This window comes from Bacteroides sp. GD17 (genome assembly GCF_038448625.1).
In the GTDB taxonomy this organism is placed as follows: Bacteria; Bacteroidota; Bacteroidia; order Bacteroidales; family Bacteroidaceae; genus Bacteroides.
The window spans coordinates 16579-41605 of record NZ_JBCEZS010000013.1 but is presented as its reverse complement, the minus strand read 5'-3'; the positions used below and the strand labels follow the sequence as shown (position 1 = coordinate 41605).

Here is a 25027-nt window from a genome sequence, read left to right as displayed (position 1 = left end):
CAGCCCTCAACTTTCTGTTAAACAATTATTTTTCTTTCTTATAATTTTCCAGTCCGGTCTGCAGGAATTGGATATACTTGGAGATGTCTTCGTCGTAAGAGTAGGACTTGTTGAGCGGCCTGCCTTCATTGTCTATCAGCACATAGAAAGGCTGTGCGTTGGCACCGAACTTGACGCGCTGCAAGTAACTCCACTTATCACCTACCGTACGCAGTGTACGTTCTGTACCGTTCTCCGTAATCTTCACGGGAGAAGGAAGCGGAGTCTTATTGTCCACATAAAGTGTGATCAGTACATAGTCGTTATTGATGATGTCGCTCACCTTCGGGTCTGTCCATACGGAAAGCTCCATCTTACGGCAGTTTACACAACCGTAACCGGTGAAGTCCAGCATCACGGGCTTGCCGTGCTGACGGGCATACTCCATGCCGAGGTCGTAATCGTCGAACTTGGCATGTACTTCATTATTATAAAGGTTGAAGTCCTGCGTCTGCATGGGCGGTGCAAAAGCACTGACTGCCTTCAACGGTGCACCCCACAAACCGGGAACCATATAAACTGCAAATGCCAGCGAAGCCAAAGCCATAAAGAAACGAGGTACGCTGACCTTAGAATCATCGTCATCGTGCGGGAATTTGATTTTTCCCAGCAGGTAGAAACCAAGCAAAGCAAACAGCACAATCCACAAAGCAAGGAATGTTTCACGGTCGAGTATGCGCCAGCCGTAAGCCAAATCGGCCACGGAAAGGAACTTCAACGCAAATGCCAGTTCCAGGAAACCGAGCGTCACCTTGATAATGTTCATCCAGCCACCCGACTTAGGCATAGACTTCAACCACGACGGGAACAGTGCAAACAAGGTAAAAGGCAACGCCAAAGCAATGGCAAAGCCCAGCATACCAATGGCCGGAGCCACTACACTACCCGTTGTAGAAACCTGTACCAGCAGGAACCCGATAATAGGACCCGTGCAAGAGAAAGATACCAACGACAAAGTAAATGCCATCAGGAAAATACTCAGCAAACCGCTTGTTGCCTCAGCCTTACTGTCAACAGCATTGCTCCACTTGGAAGGCAGCGTTATCTCGAAAGCCCCGAAGAAGGAGGCGGCAAATACCACCAACATCAAACAGAAGAGGATGTTGAATATCGCATTCGTAGAAAGTGCATTCAGTGCGCTGGCACCAAAGATAAGCGTAATGGCCAGTCCGAGCACCACGTAAATCACCACGATAGAGGCACCATACGTCCACGCATCGCGAATACCTTTCTTCTTGTCCTTGCTGCGTTTCAGGAAGAAACTTACAGTCATCGGGATGATGGGCCATACGCAAGGGGTGAACAGTGCCAGAAGTCCTCCGATAAATCCGGTAACAAAGATGTAGAGCCATGACATATTCTCCTGAGAAGTAGTTTCTCCCAAAGACTTCAGCTCACTGATAACCGGTTTCCACAGGTCAACATTGCCCGCTACATCGATTTCAGTAGGACCATCCGCACCGCCGATAACGGCATCAGCAGTTGTATCAGCGGCAACGTCCTGCTGCACGGCCTGAGCATCCTGTTTCACTTCGGCTACAGGAGCAGCAGCCCCTTCTGTCTTACCGGAAAATTTAAACGGAACCTGGGTGGGCGGCAAACAGTTTTCATCGTTGCATGCACCATATTCCAGATAACCTTCTACCTGATAAGCCCCACCGGTCAGCTTCAGTTTCTGTGCAAACTGCGCCGTATTCTCAAAATAGCGCACCTGCATTTCGAACAGTTTGTCGAATGAGGAAATTTCTTTGCCTACGGGTTTCAGTTTACCTACGACCTCAGCACCCGAGATATTCTCAACATTGAAAGTGGCCGAAATAGGGCCACCATCACCCAAGTCGGTAGAGTAAACATGCCAGCCTTTATCAATGGCACCGGTAAACAGAACTTCCGCTTCATCTGCCGACAGAACTTTCAGTTCCGACTTAAACTTAACGGGTTCTTGTATCTGCGCTTGCGACACTACGGCAAGAAGCAACAGGAAAAAGGAGAAAAATACTTTCTTCATCTATTTATTATTACTAAAATTTATATTCGATTAAACTTCATAATCTACACAAGCACGGCTTTCTTTTACGTCAGCAAGGAATTTACCGGCAGCAACATGGTCGGGATGCGTAGCATAGAACTTCACATCATCCAGTGTATCGAATTCGCTATAAAGAGCGATGCTCCAAGTCTCGTCGGGATTGATATTCAGCCCGACTTCAATCTTGCGAATAACAGATATCTTTGCCGGAAGTGCTTCAATAGCCTTCTTGAAATTATTCATTGCAGCTAACTTTTCGTCAGGCGCAGCCTCGTTTTTTAGCTTAAATAATACAATGTGTTTTACCATAACTTTGATATTTAAATGATTTATGTCTATATTTGTCAGCGGAAGCAGTTGTATTCAACGATTGCAAAAATACTGGTTTTGTTTTAAATATACATATAAACGGATGTTAATAATAGGAATTGCAGGCGGAACAGGGTCGGGAAAGACCACCGTCGTACGTAAAATCATCGAAAGCCTGCCGGCAGGTGAAGTCGTTTTGTTGCCACAAGACTCTTATTATAAGGACAGTAGCCACGTGCCCGTAGAAGAGCGGCAGAATATCAACTTCGACCACCCGGATGCATTCGAGTGGAGCCTTCTCTCCAAACATGTTGCCATGCTGCGCGAAGGCCGAAGCATCGAACAGCCCACCTATTCGTATCTGACGTGTACCCGCCAGCCCGAAACCATCCACATCGAGCCGCGCGAAGTTATCATCATCGAAGGCATCCTGGCCTTGTGTGATAAAAAACTGCGCAGCATGATGGACCTCAAGATATTTGTGGATGCCGACCCGGATGAACGGCTGATTCGCGTCATCCAGCGAGACGTCATAGAACGCGGGCGTACAGCCGAAGCCGTCATGGAGCGCTATACGCGCATCTTGAAACCGATGCACCTGCAATTCATCGAGCCGTGCAAACGATATGCCGACCTCATTGTGCCGGAAGGCGGGAACAATAAGGTAGCGATTGATATATTGACGATGTATATAAAGAAGCACTTGAAAGAGTGATGAATGACCGGTTATGAAAAAAGGAAGCGGATTATATACACTACTGGCAATCCTGCTACTGTGCTGCATCGCAGGATGCGGCGGAAAGCAACATGCAGAAAAAGTAGCGACAGATGACCTGCAACAAATCAAAGATAGCGGAGAACTGGTAGTGCTGACATTATACAGCTCGACTTCCTACTTTATCTATCGCGGCCAGGACATGGGGTTCCAATACGAGTTGAGCGAACAGTTTGCCAAAAGCCTGGGTGTAAAGCTACGGGTAGAGGTGGCACGAAACGTAGATGAACTTATTGAGAAGCTACTGGCAGGCAAAGGTGATCTTATAGCCTATAACCTGCCCATCACCAAGGAGTGGAAGGACAGCCTGATTTATTGCGGTGAAGACGTCATCACCCACCAGGTCATCGTACAGCGCGCCGGCGGACGGAACAAACCACTGAAAGACGTAACCGAGCTCATCGGGAAGGATGTATATGTGAAACCGGGAAAGTATTACGACCGGTTGGTCAATCTGGACCAGGAGCTCGGAGGAGGTATTCATATCCATGAAGTGACCAACGACAGCATCAGCGTAGAAGATCTTATCACCCAGGTATCGCAAGGAAAAATCCCTTATACCGTGGCCGACAATGACGTGGCACAACTCAACACCACCTATTATCCCAATCTGAACATCGGGCTTTCCATCAGTTTCGACCAGCGCGCCTCATGGGCCGTACGGAAAGACTGCCCCCAACTGGCAGCTGCCGCCGACAAGTGGCATGAGGAGAACATGACTTCGCCTGCTTACACGGCAAGTATGAAGCGGTATTTCGAGATAAGCAAGGCAATCGTCCACTCTCCTATTCTTTCTTTAAGGGAAGGGAAAATCTCCCACTACGACCAATTATTCAAAAAATATGCTCCGGAGATAGATTGGGACTGGCGCCTGCTGGCATCTTTAGCTTATACGGAATCCAACTTTGATTCGACAGCCGTGTCGTGGGCGGGTGCAAGAGGGTTAATGCAACTGATGCCTGCCACCGCCCGGGCCATGGGAGTGCCCGAAGGAAAAGAGCAGAACCCGGAAGAGAGTATCAAAGCTGCCGTAAAATATATCGGCGCCACCGCCCGAAGCTTTGCCAAAGTACCCGAAGAAGAACGCATCAACTTTGTACTGGCGTCTTATAATTCAGGGATAGGGCATGTGCAGGATGCCATGGCACTGGCAGAGAAATATGGCAAAAACAAATACGTCTGGCGGGATAACGTAGAGAACTTCATCCTGCTGAAAAGCAACGAAGAATATTTCACCGATCCCGTCTGCAAGAATGGTTATTTCCGCGGTATAGAGACGTATAACTTCGTGAGGGATATTACGTCACGGTATGAACAGTACAAGAAGAAGATTAAGGCATAATTTCATGTACAATGTACAATGTAAATTAAAATAGGTTCAATTTGTTCTTCTGCGCTTCTTCCAGTGATACTGTTTTTACTTGTCGCTCTTGGTTCTTCGCGCGAAGCTCTTGATACTTCTCATTCAATTCTTCTTCCAGCTCCTCCTTCGTTTTGGGATTCATCAACTTTGCGGCTACGGTAGCATTCTGCGAAGCATCTTTCAGATGAATGACCGGAGCATGATAAACGGGAGCAATCTTCAATGCCGTATGCAGCGGCGAAGTTGTAGCACCACCTATTAACAAAGGAATATCCAAGCCTGCCTTTTCCAGTTCGATGGCCACATGCACCATTTCGTCAAGAGATGGAGTAATCAGGCCGCTCAGTCCTATCATGTCCACCTTTTCTTCGATGGCACGCTGCACAATCGTCTCGGCAGGTACCATCACACCAAGGTCAATGATGTCGTATCCGTTGCAGGCCATTACCACAGACACAATGTTCTTACCGATGTCGTGCACATCTCCCTTCACTGTGGCAAGCAACACTTTTCCGGCAGAGGCAGTCCCCTCTTCTTTCTCCGATTCTATCACCGGCTGAAGGATGGCAACCGCTTTCTTCATGGTACGCGCCGTCTTCACCACTTGCGGAAGGAACATTTTTCCGGCACCGAACAAATCACCGACATGATTCATGCCTGCCATCAACGGACCTTCAATGATATCTACAGCCTTGGGGTATAGCTTCAAGGCTTCGGCAAGGTCTTCTTCCAGATAGTCGCCGATGCCCTTTGTCAATGCATACTTCAAACGCTCTTCCACCGAAGCACCCTCCCGCCAGGCAAGCTGGGAATGCACAGCGGCTTGCGGTGCTCCTCCGGCAACAGCTTTTGCGGCATCCGCTTCCGCTTTCAGATGCTCGGCCGTCTCTATCAGCCGCTCGGCAGCATCGGGACGACGATTGAGAACCACATCCTCGATACGTTCCAGAATATCGGCGGGAATATCCGTATAAAGCACGGAAGTAGCCGGATTCACAATGCCCATATCCATGCCTTCGCGGATGGCATAATAAAGGAACACGGCATGCATCGCCTCGCGGATATAATTATTGCCGCGGAACGAGAACGAAAGATTGCTGACCCCACCACTGACATGCGCGCCGGGCAAATTCTTCCGTATCCAGCCGGTGGCACAGATAAAGTCCACCGCATAGTTATTATGTTCGTCCATACCCGTAGCTACGGCAAGTACATTGGGGTCGAAGATGATATCGTGAGGATTGAAATTGACTTTATCTACCAAGAGACGATAGGCCCGTTCGCAGACTTCAATCTTGCGTTCGGCGGTATCTGCCTGACCTTTCTCATCGAAAGCCATCACCACGGCAGCAGCGCCGTATTGCTTGATGGTGCGGGCATGTTCCAGGAATTTCTCCTCCCCTTCCTTCAAAGAGATGGAGTTGACAATGGATTTGCCTTGCAGACACTTCAGTCCGGCAACAATAACCTCCCACTTGGAAGAGTCGATCATCACCGGCACGCGGGCAATCTCCGGTTCGGAAGCTATCAGGTTGAGGAAGGTAGTCATTTCGGCTTTCGCATCCAGCAATCCGTCGTCCATATTGATGTCGATGACTTGCGCCCCGTCTTCCACTTGCTGGCGGGCAATGCTAAGCGCTTCATCGTACTTTTTCTCGTTAATCAGGCGCAGAAACTTACGCGAACCGGCAACGTTGCAACGTTCGCCCACGTTCACGAAATTGTTCTCGGGCTTCACTTCCAACAGTTCGAGCCCCGACAGCCAGAGATTACCGGGCTTCGGAGCAGGAGTATGAGGAGCGGCACCCGCTATCAAAGCAGAATATTCTGCAATATAAGCATCCGTCGTACCGCAACAACCGCCGATGATGTTCACCAGCCCTTCGTGGATATACTCCTTCACTTCATGTGCCATGTCGGCGGGAGTCTGGTCGTATTTTCCCAGACTGTTGGGCAATCCGGCATTGGGATAAGCGCTTATATAATAAGATGCGCGCGCGGCAAGTTGTTCCAGGAAAGGCTTCAACTGGCGGGCTCCGAACGAGCAGTTCAGTCCTACGGAGAAGATGTCGGCATGCTGCACGGAAGCAAGAAACGCCTCCAGCGTCTGGCCGGACAATGTACGTCCTCCGGTATCGGAAACCGTCACGGAGAGCATCAACGGCACACGGATTCCGGTAGCCTCCATTGCTTGTTCGGCAGCAAAGATGGCCGCCTTGGCATTCAGTGTATCAAAGATTGTTTCTATCAGCAAGGCATCTACGCCGCCTTCGAGCAATGCTTCCATCTGTTCGCGATAGGCATCGGCCAGTTCGTCGTAAGTCAGAGCCCGGAAGGCTGGGTTGTTCACATCGGGACTCATGGAGCAGGTCTTGTTCGTGGGGCCCACGGAACCGGCAACGAAACGAGGTTTGTCGGGAGTTCGCAAAGTGAATTCATCGGCCACTTCGCGCGCCAGCTTCACGGCAGCAAGGTTCATCTCGCGTACATACTCCTGCACGTGATAGTCCGCCATGCTGACACGGGTAGAACTGAATGTATTGGTTTCGATGATGTCGGCACCTGCCGTAAGATATTTGCGGTGGATATCCTGTATCACGTCGGGACGCGTCAGGCAAAGCAAGTCATTGTTGCCTTTCAACTGTCCGGGGATCTGCGCAAAACGTTCGCCCCGGAAATCTTCTTCCGCCAAGTTGTATTGCTGTATCATGGTGCCCATAGCACCATCCAGGATGAGGATGCGCTCACGCACCAGCTCTTTTATTGTTTTCATCTAAAAACTATCTTTTAAACATACGCGCCATATCGCGTTTGTCATCTTTTTCTTTCAGAGATTCGCGTTTGTCGTATTGCTTTTTACCCTTGGCAAGGGCTACCACCACTTTGGCCAACCCCTTCTCGTTGATAAACATACGCACGGGGACAATAGTGAAGCCGGGATCTTTCGAGCCGCGCATCAACTTATCCAGTTCCTTTTTAGTCAACAGAAGTTTGCGCTCCCTGCGTGCCGAGTGGTTGTTGTAGGAACCGTAGAAGTATTCGGCTATGTGCATGTTCTTCACCCACAATTCACCATTGGCAAAGTAACAGAACGTATCGACCAAGCTTGCTTTCCCCAGACGGATGGACTTAATCTCGGTACCCGTAAGCACGATGCCGGCTGTATAGGTGTCCGTCAGTTCGTAATCGAACGTTGCACGCTTATTCTTTATATTTACAGGAGCTTGTTTCATAACATTTATCAGTTTAGCACTACCGTCAGCTTATTGAATACCCATTCTATCACCAACGGACAAGCTATTAACAAAACAGAAGACAGAATGGTGAACCGCAAGCGGTCTTTTTCTGTAATCTGCATCAATTTATCACTTCCTTCCCACACTACATAGATGATGTAGAACTGAAGCAACAGCGCTATAATCCAGAAATCGGGCAGAATGCCGATAACGATTCTGAGCAGGAACAGCACCACCAGTGCATAGCCTGCAAACTGTTGCGTCAAAGGAATATCACTGTCCATCATAAACATGCGGACACGCAACCCATTGATAAGATAGGCTGCCAAAAAATATCCTCCAAACAAGGATACAGCCACCGCGCAACACTGCGTCATGGCATATTGAAAACTTTGCGGACCGCCCCACCCCATCGTCCATAACGAACCGATGAAAACGGACAACCCGCATAAACCAATCATAGGATAAACAAAAGATGTGAATACCTTTCGCTTATCCTCTAAACTAATTTCCTCCCAGGCACGAGCCGGAGAGGAAATCAATTGTATGGCTATATGAAATAATTCTTTGTAGTTCAATATCTTTATTTATCTGTTGGTGCTTTATAGGTAACAGTATATACTTTCTCTTTAGCATCATCATTCAACTTGCTGTTGTATTGATTTTCTCTTGTTACAATTTCAACAGTCGTCGGTCTGGCGGAAGTTCCATGATCAAGCCCATAACGGTTAAATACACCTGTCAAGTTATATGTTTTATAGAACAAACCAAGGCCATAATATCCACCGGAATTAGCAGTGAGAGAATAAGATGTACTACCATTCGAGTCTGCATCACCATTTGAATTATGACTCAGATACAGTCTCAAAGTACCATTATTATCTTCATTCGGATAATATACCAGCGTCAAGAAATGTCTCTTTTGGCTGATATAATAGTTAATCGGGAGCAAAATTGTTGTCTCATCATAGAATTGCGGCTTATACTCCAGACCGCTGTTAGTGCTTTCCATAGAAATAATGGCAGCATTATTACTCTTGCTCAGAGAGTCATTTGCAGCTCCCTTTTCTGATACAATTGCCACTGTATTATCTAATGACTCAATAGAATACAGTTCAACACCTTTAATATCTTTCTCATCAGCTGCTATATTTAACAGAGAGGAATCCCAACGATAATAAATCTGGGCAACCTTACCACTCATTTCAGACATCTTAAAGCCGTTTGTTTCTAAAGCATTAATAGAAGCTGAAGTCGGAGTTATTGTCACGCCATTGGCACCAGTAAAGGTATACATACCCATATAATTATTAACCTTCACCATCCCCCCGCCGTAGCTATAAGGATCACTATCCGAGTTCAGACACGAAGTTAAAGAAATGCCCATCAATAACGTAAAGGCAACTGCTAAGAATTTTAATTGTTTCATTTTTCTTATAAATATTAGAGTGTGCAAATTTAGATAAAAGAATCGAGTAATAGAGTACTCTCATCGTTTTTTCATTGTTTTTAAGATTAAATGAAAGATTAATCTAAATACTGCATTTGCCAATCCGCATTTAACGATTATTCACTATCGGGCGATGCTATATTATTTCAAAGACAGTCACATGAGGAGCGAGCACCGTTTCCATAAGCAGAAACGACAGTTCCCATAAGAGGAAACGGCAGTTTCCATTATAGGGAACGAGCGTTCCCATCTGCAGAAACTGCAGTTTCTTACCATAGGGAACGATCGTTTCCACGTAAGGGAACGGCAGTTCCCTACCCATAGGAAACTACAAACAACTATATATCAATAATATAACAATAGAAATATGGTACAAAAAACAACTATGAGAGCAAACGCTTACCCTCATAGTTACCACCAGGGTTACTCTCATAGCTCAAACGCCCATGAATAAAGGGATACAGAGCTTTTATGAGGGTATGAGGGTAAAATGCTTTGCAACTTTTATTTGAGAGAGCCTGAATTTGCACTATACAATCTTAGCAAACTGCTCCAAATGCTCGTCCACATAGCCGGCAACCAAAGCTGTATACCCTTCCTCCTTCTCCAGAAACTCATCTTCCAGTTCATCGAAAGCCTCGTACTGCTCGTACATCGCCATGAATTCATCATCCGTGCGCTCGCATTCCAAATCCTCGCGGTGAGCATCGTATATCTTCTTGGCAGCATAAACCAACTTGCTTAAATCGCCCACACCCCACAAACGCATCACCTTGGCAAACGGGTTGGCAAAGATATAGCCGCCATAACCGTTCTGTATCAGTTGGCAAAAGCCTCCTTCCATCACTTCGTCACGGAATATCTGATAAGCCAGCAATGAATGCTGCTCACCGGTGAGCAGGGGCATCGTTTCGGCAGTCAGTTCCCCGCCTGTCACTTTCTTATAAGCATCAGTAAATACTTGGATAAATGCATCCATCCCTTCGCCGGAAGCTTGGCGCAAAGCAGCATCTGTCACTTCTATCATAGCTCGTATCTTAATTTAATTATGCCACAAAGTTAGGACTTTGCATCAATAGTTACACACAGAAAGACAGAATATCTACAAAAACGTCCTCGAAATCGGCTACTTTTGCAAGCATAATATAAAAGATAAAGCCATGAAAAGAAAATTCATCTATTTGTTTGCCCTCCTGCTATGCAGCTGCTCATCCGAAAATCTCCAGGCACAACTCCCCGACGAAGAAGAAACTCCCGAACAAACACAAACCCTGCCCGGACAGCCCGTAGGCTTTGCCACTACCGGCATCACCCCCACCGGAGGAGAAGGCGGCAAATCCGTAACAGTGACCAATGCCACCGAACTGACCGGCGCACTGAAGAGAACGGAAAAACTCGTTATATATATAAAAGGTATAGTCAGCGTTGATAATGTAATCTCCGTGAAAGCCACAAACAAAACCCTGTTGGGACTTCCCGGTTCAGTGCTTACTAATCCTAACCGCACTCAAGACACTTCGGGCATCCTCTACTTCAAGTCCGGCTCCGACAACCTGATACTGCGCAACCTCACCTTCAAAAGTGCCGGAGCCTATGATACGGACGGGCGGGACAACCTCTGCATCGACGGCACCACCAATATTTGGGTGGATCATTGCGACTTCCAAGACGGGGTAGACGGAAACTTCGACTGCAAAAGCGCATCGGACCACATCGCCGTCACCTGGTGCCGCTTTCGTTATCTGATAGAACCCCTGGCCGGAGGTTCAGGCGGCAGCAACGACCACCGTTTCTCCAACTTATGGGGAAACAGCGACAGCCATACCGAAGACCGCGGTCGTCTGAACACCACCTTCCAATACTGCTGGTGGGATGAAGGATGCCGAGACCGTATGCCGCGAGTACGTTTCGGCAAGATACACATTGCCAACTGCCTCTACAGCAGCAGCGTCACCAGCGGTTGCATCGGTGTAGGCCGTGAAGCAGATGTGTACGTAGAGAAGTCTGTTTTCATAGGTATAAAGAAAGCCCATAAGGTATACGATGAAAGCGGTCAATTACGCTTTGACGGCTGCGAATTCCGCAATTCCACCGTGGACGAAGGCACCAAAACCTCCTTCACCCCCGAATACATTCTGAAGACCGTTCCGGTGAATGAAGTGGAAAGTCTGGTCAGGAACCAAGCCGGAGCAACCCTCGATATTAAAGAAGCCAACTAACTGCAAACTCCACTTTACATTCCACAGAAATCTAACTTACTATTACTTATTTTTAATAAAAAAGTCAAATTGAACGGTTTGCATAAACCAAGAAAAGGAGTAACTTTGCGCTCGACTAATAAAAGTAGACTACGTTTTTTAATTATATCACTTAAAAAAGAGCTAATTATGACTTATTCACACGAAGTGGAACACATGTGTGTTGTGAAGAAAGGTCCTAACCACGGACCGGCTCCTATTCCCGAAGAAGGTAAATGGGTAAAAGCTAAAGAAATTGTTGACATCTCTGGTCTGACACACGGTATTGGCTGGTGTGCTCCTCAGCAAGGTGCATGTAAATTAACCCTCAATGTAAAGGAAGGCGTCATCCAGGAAGCTCTGGTTGAGACTATCGGTTGCTCCGGTATGACTCACTCTGCTGCCATGGCATCAGAAATCCTCCCGGGAAAGACTATTCTCGAAGCATTGAACACTGACCTCGTTTGCGACGCTATCAATACAGCTATGCGCGAACTCTTCCTGCAAATCGTTTACGGTCGTACTCAGTCTGCTTTCTCAGAAGGCGGTTTGATTATCGGTGCCGGACTGGAAGACTTGGGTAAAGGTCTGCGCAGCCAGGTAGGTACTCTGTACGGTACATTGGCCAAAGGTCCCCGTTACCTCGAGATGGCAGAAGGTTACATCAAGAACATCTTCTTGGACAAAGACGACCAAATCTGCGGATACGAATTTGTTCACCTGGGCAAGTTCATGGATGAGATCAAGAAGGGAACTGACGCAAACGAAGCTTTGAAGAAAGTAACCGGTACTTACGGACGCGTAACAGCAGAACAAGGAGCAGTTAAACACATTGACCCACGTCACGAATAATATAAGGAGGAAAAGAATATGATTAGAGAAGTGAAATTTGAAAGTCAAGACCGTCGTATCAAGCAGATCATCGCTGCCTTGAACGAAAACGGCATCAAAGACATCGAAGAAGCTAACGCTATCTGCGAAGCTCATGGACTTGATCCTTATATGACGTGCGAAGAAACTCAGCCTATCTGCTTTGAAAATGCAAAATGGGCTTATGTTGTAGGTTGTGCCATCGCTATCAAGAAGGGCTGCAAAAACGCTGCCGAAGCTGCCGAAGCTATCGGTATCGGTCTGCAGGCATTCTGCATCCCGGGTTCTGTAGCCGACGACCGTAAGGTTGGTATCGGTCATGGTAACCTGGCAGCTATGTTGCTGCGCGAAGAGACTAAGTGCTTTGCTTTCCTGGCTGGTCACGAGTCATTTGCTGCTGCCGAAGGCGCCATCAAGATTGCTGCTAAGGCCGACAAAGTACGTAAAGAACCGCTGCGTTGCATCCTGAACGGTTTGGGTAAGGACGCTGCACAGATCATCTCACGTATCAATGGCTTTACATACGTTCAGACTCAGTTCGATTATTATACCGGTGAGTTGAAAGTTGTTCAGGAAATCGCTTACAGCGACGGTCCTCGTGCCAAAGTGAAATGCTACGGTGCCGATGACGTTCGCGAAGGCGTAGCCATCATGTGGAAAGAGGGCGTAGATGTATCCATCACTGGTAACTCTACAAACCCGACTCGTTTCCAACACCCGGTTGCAGGTACTTACAAGAAAGAACGCGTTCTTGCCGGTAAGCCCTACTTCTCAGTAGCTTCCGGTGGTGGTACTGGCCGTACTCTTCACCCGGACAACATGGCAGCCGGCCCGGCTTCTTACGGAATGACAGATACTATGGGCCGTATGCACTCAGACGCTCAGTTCGCCGGTTCTTCATCAGTTCCTGCTCACGTAGAAATGATGGGATTCCTGGGTATTGGTAACAACCCGATGGTAGGTTGTACAGTGGCTTGTGCGGTTGACGTTGCTCAGGCTTTGGGTAAGTAATTCCAATTACTTTATATAAATAAACTCCTGCAATCTCAACGGTTGCAGGAGTTTTTTATTAAATGTCACTCTTCTTATTCTTCCGTAGAGAAGAGTGAAAACAATTCTTGCTGTTTCAGCGGTTTGGCTATGAAGACATTACATCCGGCCTCCAAGGCAGCAATTCTGTCAGACTCGAAAGCATTGGCAGTAAGTGCAATAATCAGAATATCCTGATTGAATTCCCTAATTCTCCGAACCGCTTCCAGACCTCCCATGATAGGCATCTTCATATCCATCAGAACAAAATCAAAATGCTCTTCACGAACCTTCTGAACAGCATCGGCACCATTTACGGCACGGGTCGTATTGTAATCTTTAAGAATATGCTGTACCAGCGAATAATTACTGTCATTATCCTCGGCAATCAAAATCCTCAGATCTTGCTTGTTTGCCCTTTTCAGATGCAGTTTTTGCTCTACCGGTTGCAAGATATTATCCTCTTCCTCCTCCAGATAAGTGATTTCACAAGGCGTCCATGCCCAAAAGGTTGTTCCGACATCCGGAGTAGAGACAAATCCTATTTCACCTCCCGCTCCTTCAATGATAGCCCGTGAAATGGCCAGTCCGAGTCCCGTTCCCTGTGCAAACTCATTGAGTTTCTGAAACCGTCCGAATACCCGGTCCTGCAAATCCAGAGGAATACCGACCCCTGTATCTTCAACATAAATCCGGATACCTCCCCGTTCGATAGAATATCCCATCTTGATATGTCCCGAATGGGTACACTTCACAGCATTGGAAAGGAAGTTCAACCATACTTGTTTCAAGCGGTTTCTGTCCAGGAAGATATTACACTCCGCACCCGAACTATCCAGGAGGAATTCAACATCAGGATTCGTCACCTTCGGCAGAATCATTGTATACAACTCACTACGCAGTTTTGCCAGATTGAATGTTTCCCTTTTGCGTTCGAGAATGCCCGACTCGATCTTGGAAAGATCAAGAATATCATCAATCAGGCGCAACAACAGTTCATTGTTGGAATGTATAATTTCTACATATTCTTCTTTCTCGGCAGGGTCTTCACAATATGCCATAAGCTCGGAAAAGCCTACAATGGCATTAAGAGGCGTACGTATTTCATGACTCATATTGGCCAGGAATGCCGATTTGAGTTTGTCGGACAGTTCAGCCTTTTCTTTCAATTCCTTCAGTTCCTGGGTCACCTTTTCCCATTCCGTATTATTAAAGCAGATACCGGTGTACCGGATTACTTTTCCCGCTTTATTCTTCTCTGACTGAATACCGGTAACCACCAGACTCTGCCATTCCTGATCCCACTTGGTTTTGGAACGGTACTTTAAGGTAAAATCGGTATCCGTTCCCTGCAACATGAGGTTCATCGTTTCAAGAAAGCGTTCCACATCATCGGGATGTGCAAAATTCTGATAATCTTCCGGAGCGATAGGTCGCTCCGGATCATAATCGTTCACCGGGTCATTGAATGCTTTGAATAGCCTGCTCCGCACATCGAAGTCCCAATAAGACATACCGACCGTCTTGAAAGTAAGCTCCATTTTATAATTTCTTTCCTTGAGCTCCTCATCCAACTGGTGCAGTTTGGAGATATTCTGCCGGAATCCGGTATATCTCATAATATTCCCGTTTTCATCTTGCTCGAAAGGAACACCTATCACGTTGCAATATTGCCAGGCATCATCATATTTTGTCTTAATTCTGCAAGTCAGATCAAGAGTCATATTCTTACCTGAAATCATGGACTGTATGGCATCATTGAATACAGAATAATCCTCCGGATGCGTCACCTCCCGAAGTTCCGGAATTGTGATTTGCTTGTCACTGGCATAGTCATTAATGGGATCGTTATAAGATTCCATCTTTTGGGTCCGCACATCAAAATCCCAATGAACAATATTGCTGACCTGCATAGCCAATTCCCGCTTCGCAATCAGCTCTTCGGTCTTCTTGGTCATCAGCACTTTTTCCGTCACCTCCAGTTGCGTACCGATAATCAGCAACTTTCCCCGGTGTTCGGAAGACAGGCGCATCCGACTTTCATAGAACCGATACTGCTTTTTTTCTTCATCATAACAACGCAACGTGATATGTCCGTGCTGGATTTTCCTGTCCACCAATTGCGAAAAAATCTGCTGCAAAGGCATACGGTCTTGAGGATGCAACCTGCTCAGCATATTCTCCCATCCTACTGTAGTCTTTATAATAGGTTCACCATACAAAGGGCTAAAAGTCTTTTTATGTACATCGTATACCCATGAAGACATTTTAGCGGCGTCCATCGCCATTTCCAGATTCTTCTTGCTTTCTTCCGTGCGGAAATCGGCTTCCTTTGCGGCAGTCACATCATTGGACAGCAATATATGACCGATAATCGTCCCCGCATCATTACGCAAAGGAACGATCTTGGCTTCGTAAATTATGGATTTCTGGTTATTGCTTACGAAATAAGCATCATCATTGATCCGATCAAAATCGAACTCAAATTCTAAAGAGACGTCGTCGCCTACCCGTATTTTCTTTTTAAGTTCATCGTCCATATACGGGCTATTGAAGAGATTGACCGTATTCACCACCTTTGTCCGGTCTTCAACACCATACATAAGCAAGGCATGGTCGTTTATACTACGCAAGACTCCATCCACATCATAGATTTCAATACTTATCGGCAAACGGGCATACAAGCTCTCTGCTAATAAAAGCTCTTCTTGAACTAATTCCGGCTTCTCCCCGGAAGACATCACCTCATTGTCGTGGGAAACGGTTTCATTTTGTTCCATTTATCTCTCAGTTTTTTACAGACATGTTTGTTGTTTTAAGAGGTTCTACGCCAAATTATTACAGCTTTGACATAGGGCTTGCGTTGCAAATGTATAATTAAAAAATCACAATCTGAAATTTAAAAGAATAAAACACATCCACAACCAGATAAAACAAGTAGAAAAGCAGAAAAAGCATACTTACAGAAGCACAGAAAGCAGAAAACGAGAGACTGACACAAGATCAGTCCCTCGTTCAGGGCATTAAGTCCTTTTGATAAATTCTTTAGGTGTCCTTCCAAAATATTCCTTATACCTGCCTCTGAAATTCTTCAGATTTCTCAAGCCTACCATTTCCGCAACGATGGTTACAGAATATTTTCCGCTTTCCAACAACTCACGCGCTTTTTCCATACGTATCCGCGAAATCAGATATTTGGGAGCTTCGCCCGTCAGGGCCTTCCATTTGTTATAGAAGGTAGTACGGCTCATGCACATCCTCGAAGCAATATCATCAATCGTCAGATCTTCCTTATCCAGATTTTCCAGAATATACCCCCTCACTTCTTTCAGAAAGTCCAGGTTAATATCCCGCGAAGCCCCATCCAGTTTCTTTGCCAGGAAACCATCGCCAAATACCTTCTCCAAGAATGACTTCCTGAGTACACGGCTGTTGTTTATCAATACGAATATTTCTATTTTTAAATCTTCTAAATTAAACGGTTTACAAATAAAGACATCCGCCAAAGACAAGTGCCTCTTTTCACGTCGTTCCAAGTCAATATGCGAGCCTAGCAATATCACCGGAATAAAAGAAGTTTCTCTGGATGTCTTCAATTTCGAAGAAAGTTCCTCACCACCCATACGGTGCAACATGATATCGCAAATCACCAGATCAGGATATTCCTCACGTATGGCCTTCAAAGCTTCCTCACCGTCACTGAAACTTTTCACGATGAAATACTCCGCTAAACGGTCCTCTAAATAGCACCTGAATTTCTCATCATTATCTGCAAGAATAACCAAGGGTCTGTCTATATCCTTTTTTCTACAGGAATTACGAAAAAGCGCTCCTGTCTCATCTTCAATAAGAGTTTCCAATACCTTCTTAGTTCCATATTCCACTCCATGCATGCAGGGACATTTGATAGGAAACCGAAGTAAGACTTCACTTTCCTGAATCAATATTTTTCCGTTACATAACTCCAGCAATTTATCAAATAAGGCTCCACCTATGGCATGCTGACCGTGATACCAGACTCTGGAGATAGGCAGTCGCGAGGCGTAGCACTTGCAACGTCTCAAAAACTGCTCGTTTTCGGCAGTCTTTATCTTAATGGCCCAGAAATCACCCTTCAAAGAAATCGTCATCACAAGGTGTGCCTTGGGAAGGGAGCACTCGATGGCACTCAATATAAACTTATCAATGACCGGAGATATTTTGCCCTGGTCAAACCAGGCACTGGCATAATCAAAATCGGGCACAAGTTCCAGATTCATCCGCAATCCGGCAGCATAACTTTGCAAAGGATATACTTTCTTCTTCATGAATGCCCCGATCTCATGCTCTGCCACAGTCAGGTTTCTGGAATGGATGAAAAGATGCTTCAATTCCATCAGCCTCACCAGATGTTGTTCAAGACCATCTATATTGTGAATTGCAACGGTCAGTTCTTTCTTAATCGACTCCGGACAGGCCCCGTCGCATGCAACGCCCAACGGAGTTTTTATCAACGAGATAGGATTACGGATATCCCGGAACGTATCAATGAAATATTGATTTCCTTCCTTCAACAGATCCCTTTCTTCACTGACATAAGCCAAATGAAACAAAAGCCAGCACAGCAAACACATTCCACCAAACATAACCGGCAAAACAGAACCCGGAAAACATCGATATAATCCCACCGATACAAAAAAAATAAATAACGACACTACTATTATTAATACATGCTTCATACTATATACATTTAAGTCACATTCTTTTAATTCACTCTCTAACCTGAAGCTCAGACAAAACAACTGTAAGATTACCCAAAGTATCACCAGAAGGCGATCTTATGCGAGGTACTTTGTTGTATTTGTCCTTCATATTCATATCTCGTTCTCTTACAGATGTTTTCTAAAGAAAAAAAATAATAGTATAACAACCAGAACTGCAAAAAGATGTGGCTCTTGTTCATACAATCGAAAGAAGCTATCTTTGCAGTATGAAACCAGAATTGAAAGAAAACGGCGGATTGCCGCCACATATACTTTGGACGCTTGCCATCGTAGCAGGCATATCCGTGGCAAACCTGTACTATAACCAGCCATTACTGAACATAATGCGCCATGAGCTTGGAGTCTCTGAGTTCAAAACCAACTTGATTGCCATGATTACACAAGTGGGCTATGCCCTGGGATTGCTGTTCATTGTTCCGTTGGGCGACCTCTATCAGCGCAAAAAGATAATATTGATAAATTTCTTCTTGCTCATATTCTCCTTACTGGGTATTGCCGTAGCGCCCAATATTTATATTATCTGGGCGGCATCGCTCATCACGGGCATCTGTTCCATGATACCGCAAATCTTTGTCCCGATAGCATCGCAGTTCTCCCGTCCCGAAAACAAGGGTCGGAATGTAGGTGTCGTCATCTCCGGATTGTTGACGGGAATACTGGCATCGCGTGTTGTCAGCGGGTTTGTAGGCGAGGTTTTGGGATGGCGCGAAATGTACTTCATTGCAGCAGGCATGATGCTGGTTTGCGCCATTGTGGTACTGAAAGTACTGCCGGATATACGCCCCACATTTCAGGGAAAGTATGCCGATTTAATGAAATCTCTCTTCTTGTTGGTGAGAGATTATCCGGCGCTACGTATTTATTCGGTACGTTCCGGGTTGGTGTTCGGTTCATTTCTTGCCATGTGGTCGTGCCTTGCCTTCAAAATGGGAGAAGCTCCTTTTTATGCAAGCAGCGACGTCATCGGGATACTGGGTTTATGTGGCATAGCGGGGGCTCTTACCGCCTCTTTTGTGGGTAAGTATGTAAAAACTGTAGGAATACGTAACTTCAATTTCATAGGCTGTACACTGAATATATTAGCGTGGGCATTACTTTATTTCTGCGGCAACAGCTATGCAGGCATTATTGCCGGTATCATAATCATTGATATAGGTATGCAGTGCATTCAACTCAGTAACCAGACAAGCATCTTCGACATCTGCCCTTCGGCCTCCAACCGGGTAAATACCATCTTTATGACGACCTATTTCATCGGCGGTTCACTGGGAACCTTCCTTGCCGGCAGTTGCTGGCAAGCATGGGGATGGGCCGGTGTAGCCGGTATAGGTGCAATGCTGACAATAATATCACTTACCATCACACTTTGTACCAAGAAATGAAGAAAAAGAAATACACTTATCTCGATACACGTCCCGAAGTATTTCCGTTCATCAGGCTCTCCACCTCTTCTACCGTCACAAGATTGAAATCGCCAAAAACGGTATTCTTCAGTGCAGAAGCTGCAAGGGCATACTCCAATGCCTTTTGGTCATCATGCGGATAAGTTATCAAACCGTATATCATGCCACCGACGAAAGCATCGCCTGCACCGACACGGTCCACTTCATGCTCAATGTCGTAGATGCCGGTATGCTTTAAGATGCCGTCGGAGTAAAGGACAGCGGCAAGCAGATTGTGATTCGAAGTAATGGAATTGCGCAGTTCAAGGAACACCTTCCGGCAACGGGGCACAAGTGCAGAGACTTTCTGCCCAAAGGCTTCAAAAGCCGGAAGATTGGACTCGAAAGAGGTATCGGCGGCAGTAACGGCTTTGAATCCGACAGGCTGTACGCCAAGAATTTCCTGATATTCAGGTTCTGCACCGAAGATGACATCGCTGTATTGCACTAAAGGCTGCATCACTTCGGCAGCCGTACGGCCATAGTTCCAAAGTTTCTTACGGAAGTTAAGGTCGCAGGAGATAGTCAGTCCCATGCGATGGGCTACTTCGAGCGCTTCCCGGCAGGCATCGGCGCCGTCTTGCGAAAGGGCAGCCGCAATACCCGACCAGTGGAACCAGCCGGCATCGGCAAATATCTTTTCCCAATCTATCATGCCGGGACGGAGTGTGGCGAAGGAGGAGCCTTCGCGATCGTACACTACATTCGAATTACGGAAAGCGGCACCGCATTCCAGATAATAAAGTCCCAAGCGCTTGCCTCCCCAAACAATGCCCTCCGTACCCAAGCCGCTGGCGCGAAGAGATGCAATACAGGCACGAGCCACGGCATTATCCGGCAAGCGGGTGACAAACTCGGTCGGTATGCCAAAGTGTGCCAGTGACACGGCGACATTGGCTTCACTACCGCCATAAGTTGCTATAAATTCATTGGTTTGCGAGAAACGGCGAAAACCCGGAGTGGTGAGGCGAAGCATTACTTCGCCAAAAGTTACTACTTTCATTAGCCCTTACTATTATTTATTATTGAGCGATACAAAGATACTAAATGTCTCTATAAACAGAAACTTTCTCCTGATTTATCTTATCTTCGCACCGTTCATAAACCAATACACTACAATGAGCTCTACCAATAATAAAATCCCCTCTCCTCTTGTATCTCTCCTCCCCATCGCCTTTCTTGTAGGTATGGCCACCATCTTGAGCGTACCCACGCTGACGTACCTCCCCTACTGCTTTTTCAACCTGGTCAGTCCGCTGATGAGTATCTTTATTGCTGCTATCGGATATAAAATAATCAAAAAGCCGGTGAACAATCTCTGATAGGCATTGTTCTTGCAATAAACTTATAACGAACAATTTATTAAACCTAAACAAAAAAGATTCGATTATGAAAAAGTTTATTGCATTAGCAGCATTAGTATTGGTAAGCATGGCCACAACCACCATGTATGCACAAGAGAGTAGAGCCGAAAAGCGCGCAGACCGCAAAGCCCAGAGAGACGCAGAGCGTGCCCGGCTGAAAGCAGAACAACAAGTACAGGACGTCATATCCTATGACGACGCCGTAGCCGCCTTGCAGGCACATCAGTTTGTAATGGAAGCCGACCAGGTAATGTTCCGCAGCGGACAGACTGCATTTGTAAACTCCAACACCAACTTTGTATTGGTAAACCAGGGACGCGGCACCGTGCAGGTGGCCTTCAATACCGTCTATCCCGGTCCTAACGGCATCGGCGGTGTAACCGTGGACGGAACCGTTTCGGACATCCAGATGACTACCGACAAGAGAGGCAACGTAAACTGCAACTTCAGCATCCAGGGTATCGGCATCTCTGCCCAAATATTCCTTACGCTGACCAATGGAGGCAACAATGCCACTGTAACCATCAGCCCGAACTTCAATTCCAACACCATGACCCTGAGTGGAAACCTCGTTCCGCTGGAACAATCCAATATCTTCAAGGGACGTTCCTGGTAAAACCCTTTTAAATATATATAATCTCACTCCGCTGCAAATCACATAAAAAGTGTACATTTGCAGCGGAGTTTTTTATTTACGAACGTCATGAGAGAATTTATCATCGCAGACAACCAGGACATCACCAAAGCCGGAATGATGTTTCTGCTAAGCAAGCAGAAAGAAACCTCCCTCCTGCTGGAAGCCGGCAACAAGGCAGAACTGATACAGCAGTTGCGCCTGCATCCTGCGGCAGTCGTCATTCTGGACTACACGCTTTTCGACTTTTCCGGTGCCGACGAACTGATTGTACTGCACGAGCGTTTCAAGGAATGCGACTGGCTGTTGTTCTCGGACGAGTTGAGCATGCCCTTCCTGCGGCAAGTATTGTTCAGCAGCATGGCATTCGGAGTTGTGCTGAAAGACAGTTCCAAAGAAGAGATATGGACCGCCCTGCAATGTACATCGCGCAAGGAGCGCTTCATCTGCAACCACGTCAGCAACCTGCTGCTTTCGGGCGGCGGCGCATCCTCTCCCGCCCATCCCGCCATCAAAGACGACTTGCTGACTACCGCCGAGCGGAGTATTCTGAAAGAAATAGCCCTTGGAAAAACAACCAAGGAAATAGCCGCCGAGCGGAACCTGAGTTTTCATACCGTGAACAGTCACCGGAAGAACATCTTCCGGAAACTGGGCGTAAACAATGTGCACGAAGCCACCAAGTATGCCATGAAAGCAGGCATCGTAGACTTAGTGGAGTATTATATATAAATCTCCCCGCTGCCGATGCACAGCCGGGAAGCCTCATCGTAAACCACCCCGAACTGCCCCGGAGCAATGCCTTGCAACTTCTCTTCCGAGATGACGCGATAACCTCCGTCCTCGTGCAACAACCTCCCCCGGATGAATTCGGGCGTATGCCGTATCTTGAAAGTAATATCCACCTCTTTCTGTTGTTCTTTCCAGGGATTGTCCGTAATGAAATGGAAGTCGTGCATACGGAATTCATTTCCATACTGCCGCTCCGTATCATAACCGCGCGAGACGTAAACCACATTCTCCGCAATGTCCTTACGGACAACGAACCACGGTCCGCCACTCAGCCCCAGCCCCTTGCGCTGGCCGATGGTATGAAACCAATAGCCGCGATGTTTTCCCAACTTCTTTCCCGTTTCCAGTTCCACGATGTCCCCCTCCTGCTCGCCCAGGAAGCGGCGGACAAAGTCGTTATAATTAATCTTCCCCAAGAAGCAGATGCCCTGACTGTCGCGCCGGCGGGCACTGGGCAGGGAGGCACGCCGGGCTATCTCGCGTACTTCATGCTTCATCAGTCCGCCCAGGGGGAACATCAGTTTGGAGACTTGCAGGGCGTCTATCTGGGCAAGGAAATCGGTTTGGTCTTTCACGGGATCGACGGCAGTGCCCAGCCAGGTCTTGCCCTCTTGCAGCACGGTGGTGGCATAATGCCCCGTTGCCGTAAAATCGAACTCCTTTCCTACGCGTTGCTCAAAACAGCCGAACTTGATGAGCTTGTTGCACATCACGTCCGGATTGGGAGTCAGCCCGCGACGAATCTTATCGATGGCATAGGCGGCAACGTTGTCCCAATATTCACGGTGCAGGTCCACCACTTCCAGGGGCAGACCATAGCGGCGGGCAATGGCGGAGGCTATTTCCAAATCTTCCTCGGCAGAACAGTCCATATACTCGGCATCGTCCCTACCTATCTTAATGTAAAACAGGGAAGGACGGTGGCCTTGTTCGCAGAGAAGGTGCACAACCACAGAGCTATCCACGCCTCCCGATAATAGTACAGCAGTATTCATCGGCATAAACATATATTCTTATCAGATACATCATTACTGCCTTTCATCTTCATCCCTTATTCCTTTCATGCACAAGATGCCATCTTGTGTTGTATAAGATGCCATCTTGTGCTACATAAGATGCCATCTTGTGCATGAAGGGCAATAGTGTTTCATACGACAGCAAGTAATGTAACAGTTGAAAAGAGCCTTAGGTTCAGGTCTCCGGCAATAGATGTTGCAAAGATAAGAGGGTAAGCCGGAGGGGACAATGACATACAATAGGGAATTTTATACCATATTTGTGGTAGGATAAGCAAACTATTTCCTAATTTTGCGGCTATGAAAGCAAGAAATACACTGATACTCATATTGGGAGCACTGATTCTCCCCCTCTATTTCAGTTCCTGCGGAGTGGACCGCTGGAAAGAATATGCCGGCCAAACGCAGACCGACCGCTGGATTGACGACACCATGCGGGTGTGGTATTATTGGGTGGATGCGATTCCCCATACCGACAAGTTGAATTACTTCGAAGCGCCGTTCAAGTTCTATGCATCGCTCCTTTTAAAGGAAGACAAGTTCTCTTCCATCGACAGCCTGGTCAGTATCTCTGCTACCCGCAGCATCCCGTATACGGACTATAGCTATGGTTTTCAGTTTACCACCGACCAGTTAGGCAGCGACGAAGGTCTCTATGCACACGTGCTCTACGTTGCCGATGACAGCCCGGCATCCGCCATCGGACTGAAACGCGGCGACTGGATTATGGAAATGAACGGAGAGCCCATCACCAAGGACAATGCAAAACTGTTGTACGGAAGCGCCGCCATGGAACTCACAGTAGGTTACTATGATGCCGAAACCGCCACCGTCGTTGCCTACGACGAGCCAAGAAAAATAGCTTCGGCACGCAAGGTCAACGATAATCCCGTGTATTATAAGAATGTATATACGGAAGGAAACAAACGCATCGGCTACCTGGTCTACAACCATTTCAGTTCCGGCCCTACGGATAACAGCAACGAGTACGACAATGACCTGCGCAGTGCATTCCAGTACTTCTCTTCCCAACAGGTGAATGAGTTTATTCTTGATTTACGCTATAACAACGGAGGACTTCTGAGTTGTGCCGAACTGATGTGCGTCATGCTGGCTCCCTCTTCCGCTCTGGGGCAAAGCATGGGACACCTGGAATTCAACAATCGTTTCAATCCGCAGGAAGTTCCGTTTACTTTCAATGCAGCGCTTATCGGGAACGGGGCAAACCTGAATTTACAAAGACTCTACGTACTTACCAGTAGCCAGACTGCCTCTGCTTCGGAGATGGTTATCAACTGCCTCAAGCCTTATATGGATGTGGTTGTCATCGGTGGAACTACCGTAGGAAAGAATGTAGGTTCCAGAAACTTTGCCAGCCCGGAACTGATGATCACAATGAATCCCATCGTCTGCAAGATTTATAATTCAAAAGGAGAATCGGACTACGAAGCAGGATTCAGCCCCGAATATTCGGAATATACAGTCAGCGAGACCAGTGATATGGCACGCTTCCTGCCCTTCGGCAACCCGGATGAGGCATTGCTGGCCACTGCACTCGGCGCCATCAATGGAAGCATAAAGCCACCTACGGAAGAGGAAACCGGTTCTTTAAAAGTTACTACCATTGCCAGTTCCATCGACCGCAGAGCAAGCAACTCCGTCCGCATAAAATAATAAAT

Annotated in this window: 21 protein-coding genes; 10 read left to right on the top strand and 11 right to left on the bottom strand. The window is 46.9% G+C overall.

Annotated elements, in window-relative coordinates; translation table 11 throughout:
* Positions 1-25: 25 nt before the first annotated feature.
* Both AAE250_RS17785 and AAE250_RS17780 read right to left on the bottom strand, forming a co-directional pair.
* Positions 26-2047 carry a protein-disulfide reductase DsbD family protein gene (locus tag AAE250_RS17785; protein ID WP_294602764.1) on the bottom strand — a complete coding sequence of 674 codons (2022 nt, stop codon included), beginning with the start codon at positions 2045-2047 and terminating at the stop codon, positions 26-28.
* A gap of 30 nt (positions 2048-2077) precedes the next feature.
* Positions 2078-2377 (bottom strand): Dabb family protein, encoded by a 300-nt coding sequence (locus AAE250_RS17780; protein ID WP_294602762.1) that lies wholly within the window; start codon positions 2375-2377, stop codon positions 2078-2080.
* A gap of 103 nt (positions 2378-2480) precedes the next feature.
* Here AAE250_RS17780 and udk point away from each other — a divergent pair, with 103 nt between their 5' ends.
* Both udk and AAE250_RS17770 read left to right on the top strand, forming a co-directional pair.
* On the top strand, positions 2481-3092 hold the full coding sequence (gene udk, locus AAE250_RS17775) for a uridine kinase (protein WP_294602760.1): 612 nt from the start codon (positions 2481-2483) through the stop codon (positions 3090-3092).
* Positions 3093-3105: 13 nt separating this feature from the next.
* Entirely contained in the window at positions 3106-4494 is a 1389-nt protein-coding gene (locus AAE250_RS17770; RefSeq protein ID WP_294602757.1) for a transglycosylase SLT domain-containing protein, read from the top strand.
* 25 nt (positions 4495-4519) lie between these two features.
* Here the strand turns inward: AAE250_RS17770 and metH are convergent, their stop codons facing one another.
* From metH to AAE250_RS17745, 5 genes are all read right to left on the bottom strand, one after another.
* Entirely contained in the window at positions 4520-7288 is a 2769-nt protein-coding gene (gene metH / locus AAE250_RS17765) for a methionine synthase (RefSeq protein ID WP_294602754.1), read from the bottom strand.
* Between the two features lie 7 nt (positions 7289-7295).
* Entirely contained in the window at positions 7296-7748 is a 453-nt protein-coding gene (smpB, locus tag AAE250_RS17760) for an SsrA-binding protein (RefSeq protein WP_294602751.1), read from the bottom strand.
* An 8-nt stretch (positions 7749-7756) separates the two neighbouring features.
* Positions 7757-8329 carry a Yip1 family protein gene (locus tag AAE250_RS17755; protein ID WP_294602749.1) on the bottom strand — a complete coding sequence of 191 codons (573 nt, stop codon included), beginning with the start codon at positions 8327-8329 and terminating at the stop codon, positions 7757-7759.
* 5 nt (positions 8330-8334) lie between these two features.
* On the bottom strand, positions 8335-9180 hold the full coding sequence (locus AAE250_RS17750) for a hypothetical protein (protein WP_294602747.1): 846 nt from the start codon (positions 9178-9180) through the stop codon (positions 8335-8337).
* Positions 9181-9730: 550 nt separating this feature from the next.
* The gene (locus AAE250_RS17745; protein WP_294602745.1) at positions 9731-10228 is read right to left on the bottom strand and encodes a DMP19 family protein; all 498 of its coding nucleotides are present in this window, start codon (positions 10226-10228) and stop codon (positions 9731-9733) included.
* Positions 10229-10361: 133 nt separating this feature from the next.
* Between AAE250_RS17745 and AAE250_RS17740 the strand changes: the two genes are divergently transcribed.
* The 3 genes from AAE250_RS17740 to AAE250_RS17730 all read left to right on the top strand — a co-directional run bounded on the left by AAE250_RS17740 (position 10362) and on the right by AAE250_RS17730 (position 13319).
* The gene (locus AAE250_RS17740) at positions 10362-11420 is read left to right on the top strand and encodes a pectate lyase family protein (RefSeq protein WP_294602743.1); all 1059 of its coding nucleotides are present in this window, start codon (positions 10362-10364) and stop codon (positions 11418-11420) included.
* Positions 11421-11588: 168 nt separating this feature from the next.
* Entirely contained in the window at positions 11589-12290 is a 702-nt protein-coding gene (locus AAE250_RS17735) for an iron-sulfur cluster assembly scaffold protein (RefSeq protein ID WP_101545204.1), read from the top strand.
* 18 nt (positions 12291-12308) lie between these two features.
* Positions 12309-13319, top strand: coding sequence for a GGGtGRT protein (locus AAE250_RS17730; protein ID WP_342289190.1), 1011 nt, complete (start codon positions 12309-12311; stop codon positions 13317-13319).
* A gap of 74 nt (positions 13320-13393) precedes the next feature.
* Here AAE250_RS17730 and AAE250_RS17725 read toward each other — a convergent pair whose 3' ends face one another.
* Together AAE250_RS17725 and AAE250_RS17720 are read right to left on the bottom strand one after the other, a co-directional pair.
* Positions 13394-16117, bottom strand: coding sequence for a hybrid sensor histidine kinase/response regulator (locus AAE250_RS17725; RefSeq protein WP_294599622.1), 2724 nt, complete (start codon positions 16115-16117; stop codon positions 13394-13396).
* A gap of 243 nt (positions 16118-16360) precedes the next feature.
* Positions 16361-17890, bottom strand: coding sequence for a response regulator transcription factor (locus AAE250_RS17720; RefSeq protein WP_294599624.1), 1530 nt, complete (start codon positions 17888-17890; stop codon positions 16361-16363).
* Positions 17891-18306: 416 nt separating this feature from the next.
* Between AAE250_RS17720 and AAE250_RS17715 the strand changes: the two genes are divergently transcribed.
* Complete coding sequence (locus AAE250_RS17715; protein ID WP_294599626.1) at positions 18307-19482, top strand: MFS transporter; 1176 nt, start codon at positions 18307-18309, stop codon at positions 19480-19482.
* Between the two features lie 16 nt (positions 19483-19498).
* On the opposite strand, the gene AAE250_RS17710 is transcribed toward AAE250_RS17715, so the two are convergent.
* A complete protein-coding gene (locus AAE250_RS17710; protein ID WP_294599629.1) occupies positions 19499-20545 on the bottom strand; it encodes a sugar kinase in 1047 nt (348 codons plus the stop codon).
* A gap of 115 nt (positions 20546-20660) precedes the next feature.
* Between AAE250_RS17710 and AAE250_RS17705 the strand changes: the two genes are divergently transcribed.
* The 3 genes from AAE250_RS17705 to AAE250_RS17695 all read left to right on the top strand — a co-directional run bounded on the left by AAE250_RS17705 (position 20661) and on the right by AAE250_RS17695 (position 22272).
* Complete coding sequence (locus tag AAE250_RS17705) at positions 20661-20864, top strand: hypothetical protein (protein ID WP_294599884.1); 204 nt, start codon at positions 20661-20663, stop codon at positions 20862-20864.
* Between the two features lie 67 nt (positions 20865-20931).
* Positions 20932-21522 carry a DUF4251 domain-containing protein gene (locus AAE250_RS17700; protein WP_294599632.1) on the top strand — a complete coding sequence of 197 codons (591 nt, stop codon included), beginning with the start codon at positions 20932-20934 and terminating at the stop codon, positions 21520-21522.
* Positions 21523-21609: 87 nt separating this feature from the next.
* Positions 21610-22272, top strand: coding sequence for a response regulator transcription factor (locus AAE250_RS17695; protein WP_294599633.1), 663 nt, complete (start codon positions 21610-21612; stop codon positions 22270-22272).
* Here the strand turns inward: AAE250_RS17695 and mnmA are convergent.
* The gene (mnmA, locus tag AAE250_RS17690; protein ID WP_294599871.1) at positions 22263-23327 is read right to left on the bottom strand and encodes a tRNA 2-thiouridine(34) synthase MnmA; all 1065 of its coding nucleotides are present in this window, start codon (positions 23325-23327) and stop codon (positions 22263-22265) included. The two genes, AAE250_RS17695 and mnmA, sit on opposite strands and share 10 nt — an antisense overlap.
* A 321-nt stretch (positions 23328-23648) precedes the next feature.
* On the opposite strand from mnmA, the gene AAE250_RS17685 reads away from it, so the two are divergent.
* Positions 23649-25022, top strand: coding sequence for a S41 family peptidase (locus tag AAE250_RS17685; RefSeq protein ID WP_294599636.1), 1374 nt, complete (start codon positions 23649-23651; stop codon positions 25020-25022).
* Positions 25023-25027: the final 5 nt, after the last annotated feature.

Bases quoted from the DNA above. Each gene is read 5' to 3' on its own strand.
- AAE250_RS17785 (WP_294602764.1), bottom strand. From the start codon at position 2,047: ATGAAGAAAGTATTTTTCTCCTTTTTCCTGTTGCTTCTTGCCGTAGTG.
- AAE250_RS17780 (WP_294602762.1), bottom strand. From the start codon at position 2,377: ATGGTAAAACACATTGTATTATTTAAGCTAAAAAACGAGGCTGCGCCT.
- udk (WP_294602760.1), top strand. From the start codon at position 2,481: ATGTTAATAATAGGAATTGCAGGCGGAACAGGGTCGGGAAAGACCACC.
- AAE250_RS17770 (WP_294602757.1), top strand. From the start codon at position 3,106: ATGAAAAAAGGAAGCGGATTATATACACTACTGGCAATCCTGCTACTG.
- metH (WP_294602754.1), bottom strand. From the start codon at position 7,288: ATGAAAACAATAAAAGAGCTGGTGCGTGAGCGCATCCTCATCCTGGAT.
- smpB (WP_294602751.1), bottom strand. From the start codon at position 7,748: ATGAAACAAGCTCCTGTAAATATAAAGAATAAGCGTGCAACGTTCGAT.
- AAE250_RS17750 (WP_294602747.1), bottom strand. From the start codon at position 9,180: ATGAAACAATTAAAATTCTTAGCAGTTGCCTTTACGTTATTGATGGGC.
- AAE250_RS17745 (WP_294602745.1), bottom strand. From the start codon at position 10,228: ATGATAGAAGTGACAGATGCTGCTTTGCGCCAAGCTTCCGGCGAAGGG.
- AAE250_RS17740 (WP_294602743.1), top strand. From the start codon at position 10,362: ATGAAAAGAAAATTCATCTATTTGTTTGCCCTCCTGCTATGCAGCTGC.
- AAE250_RS17735 (WP_101545204.1), top strand. From the start codon at position 11,589: ATGACTTATTCACACGAAGTGGAACACATGTGTGTTGTGAAGAAAGGT.
- AAE250_RS17730 (WP_342289190.1), top strand. From the start codon at position 12,309: ATGATTAGAGAAGTGAAATTTGAAAGTCAAGACCGTCGTATCAAGCAG.
- AAE250_RS17725 (WP_294599622.1), bottom strand. From the start codon at position 16,117: ATGGAACAAAATGAAACCGTTTCCCACGACAATGAGGTGATGTCTTCC.
- AAE250_RS17715 (WP_294599626.1), top strand. From the start codon at position 18,307: ATGAAACCAGAATTGAAAGAAAACGGCGGATTGCCGCCACATATACTT.
- AAE250_RS17710 (WP_294599629.1), bottom strand. From the start codon at position 20,545: ATGAAAGTAGTAACTTTTGGCGAAGTAATGCTTCGCCTCACCACTCCG.
- AAE250_RS17705 (WP_294599884.1), top strand. From the start codon at position 20,661: ATGAGCTCTACCAATAATAAAATCCCCTCTCCTCTTGTATCTCTCCTC.
- AAE250_RS17700 (WP_294599632.1), top strand. From the start codon at position 20,932: ATGAAAAAGTTTATTGCATTAGCAGCATTAGTATTGGTAAGCATGGCC.
- AAE250_RS17695 (WP_294599633.1), top strand. From the start codon at position 21,610: ATGAGAGAATTTATCATCGCAGACAACCAGGACATCACCAAAGCCGGA.
- mnmA (WP_294599871.1), bottom strand. From the start codon at position 23,327: ATGAATACTGCTGTACTATTATCGGGAGGCGTGGATAGCTCTGTGGTT.
- AAE250_RS17685 (WP_294599636.1), top strand. From the start codon at position 23,649: ATGAAAGCAAGAAATACACTGATACTCATATTGGGAGCACTGATTCTC.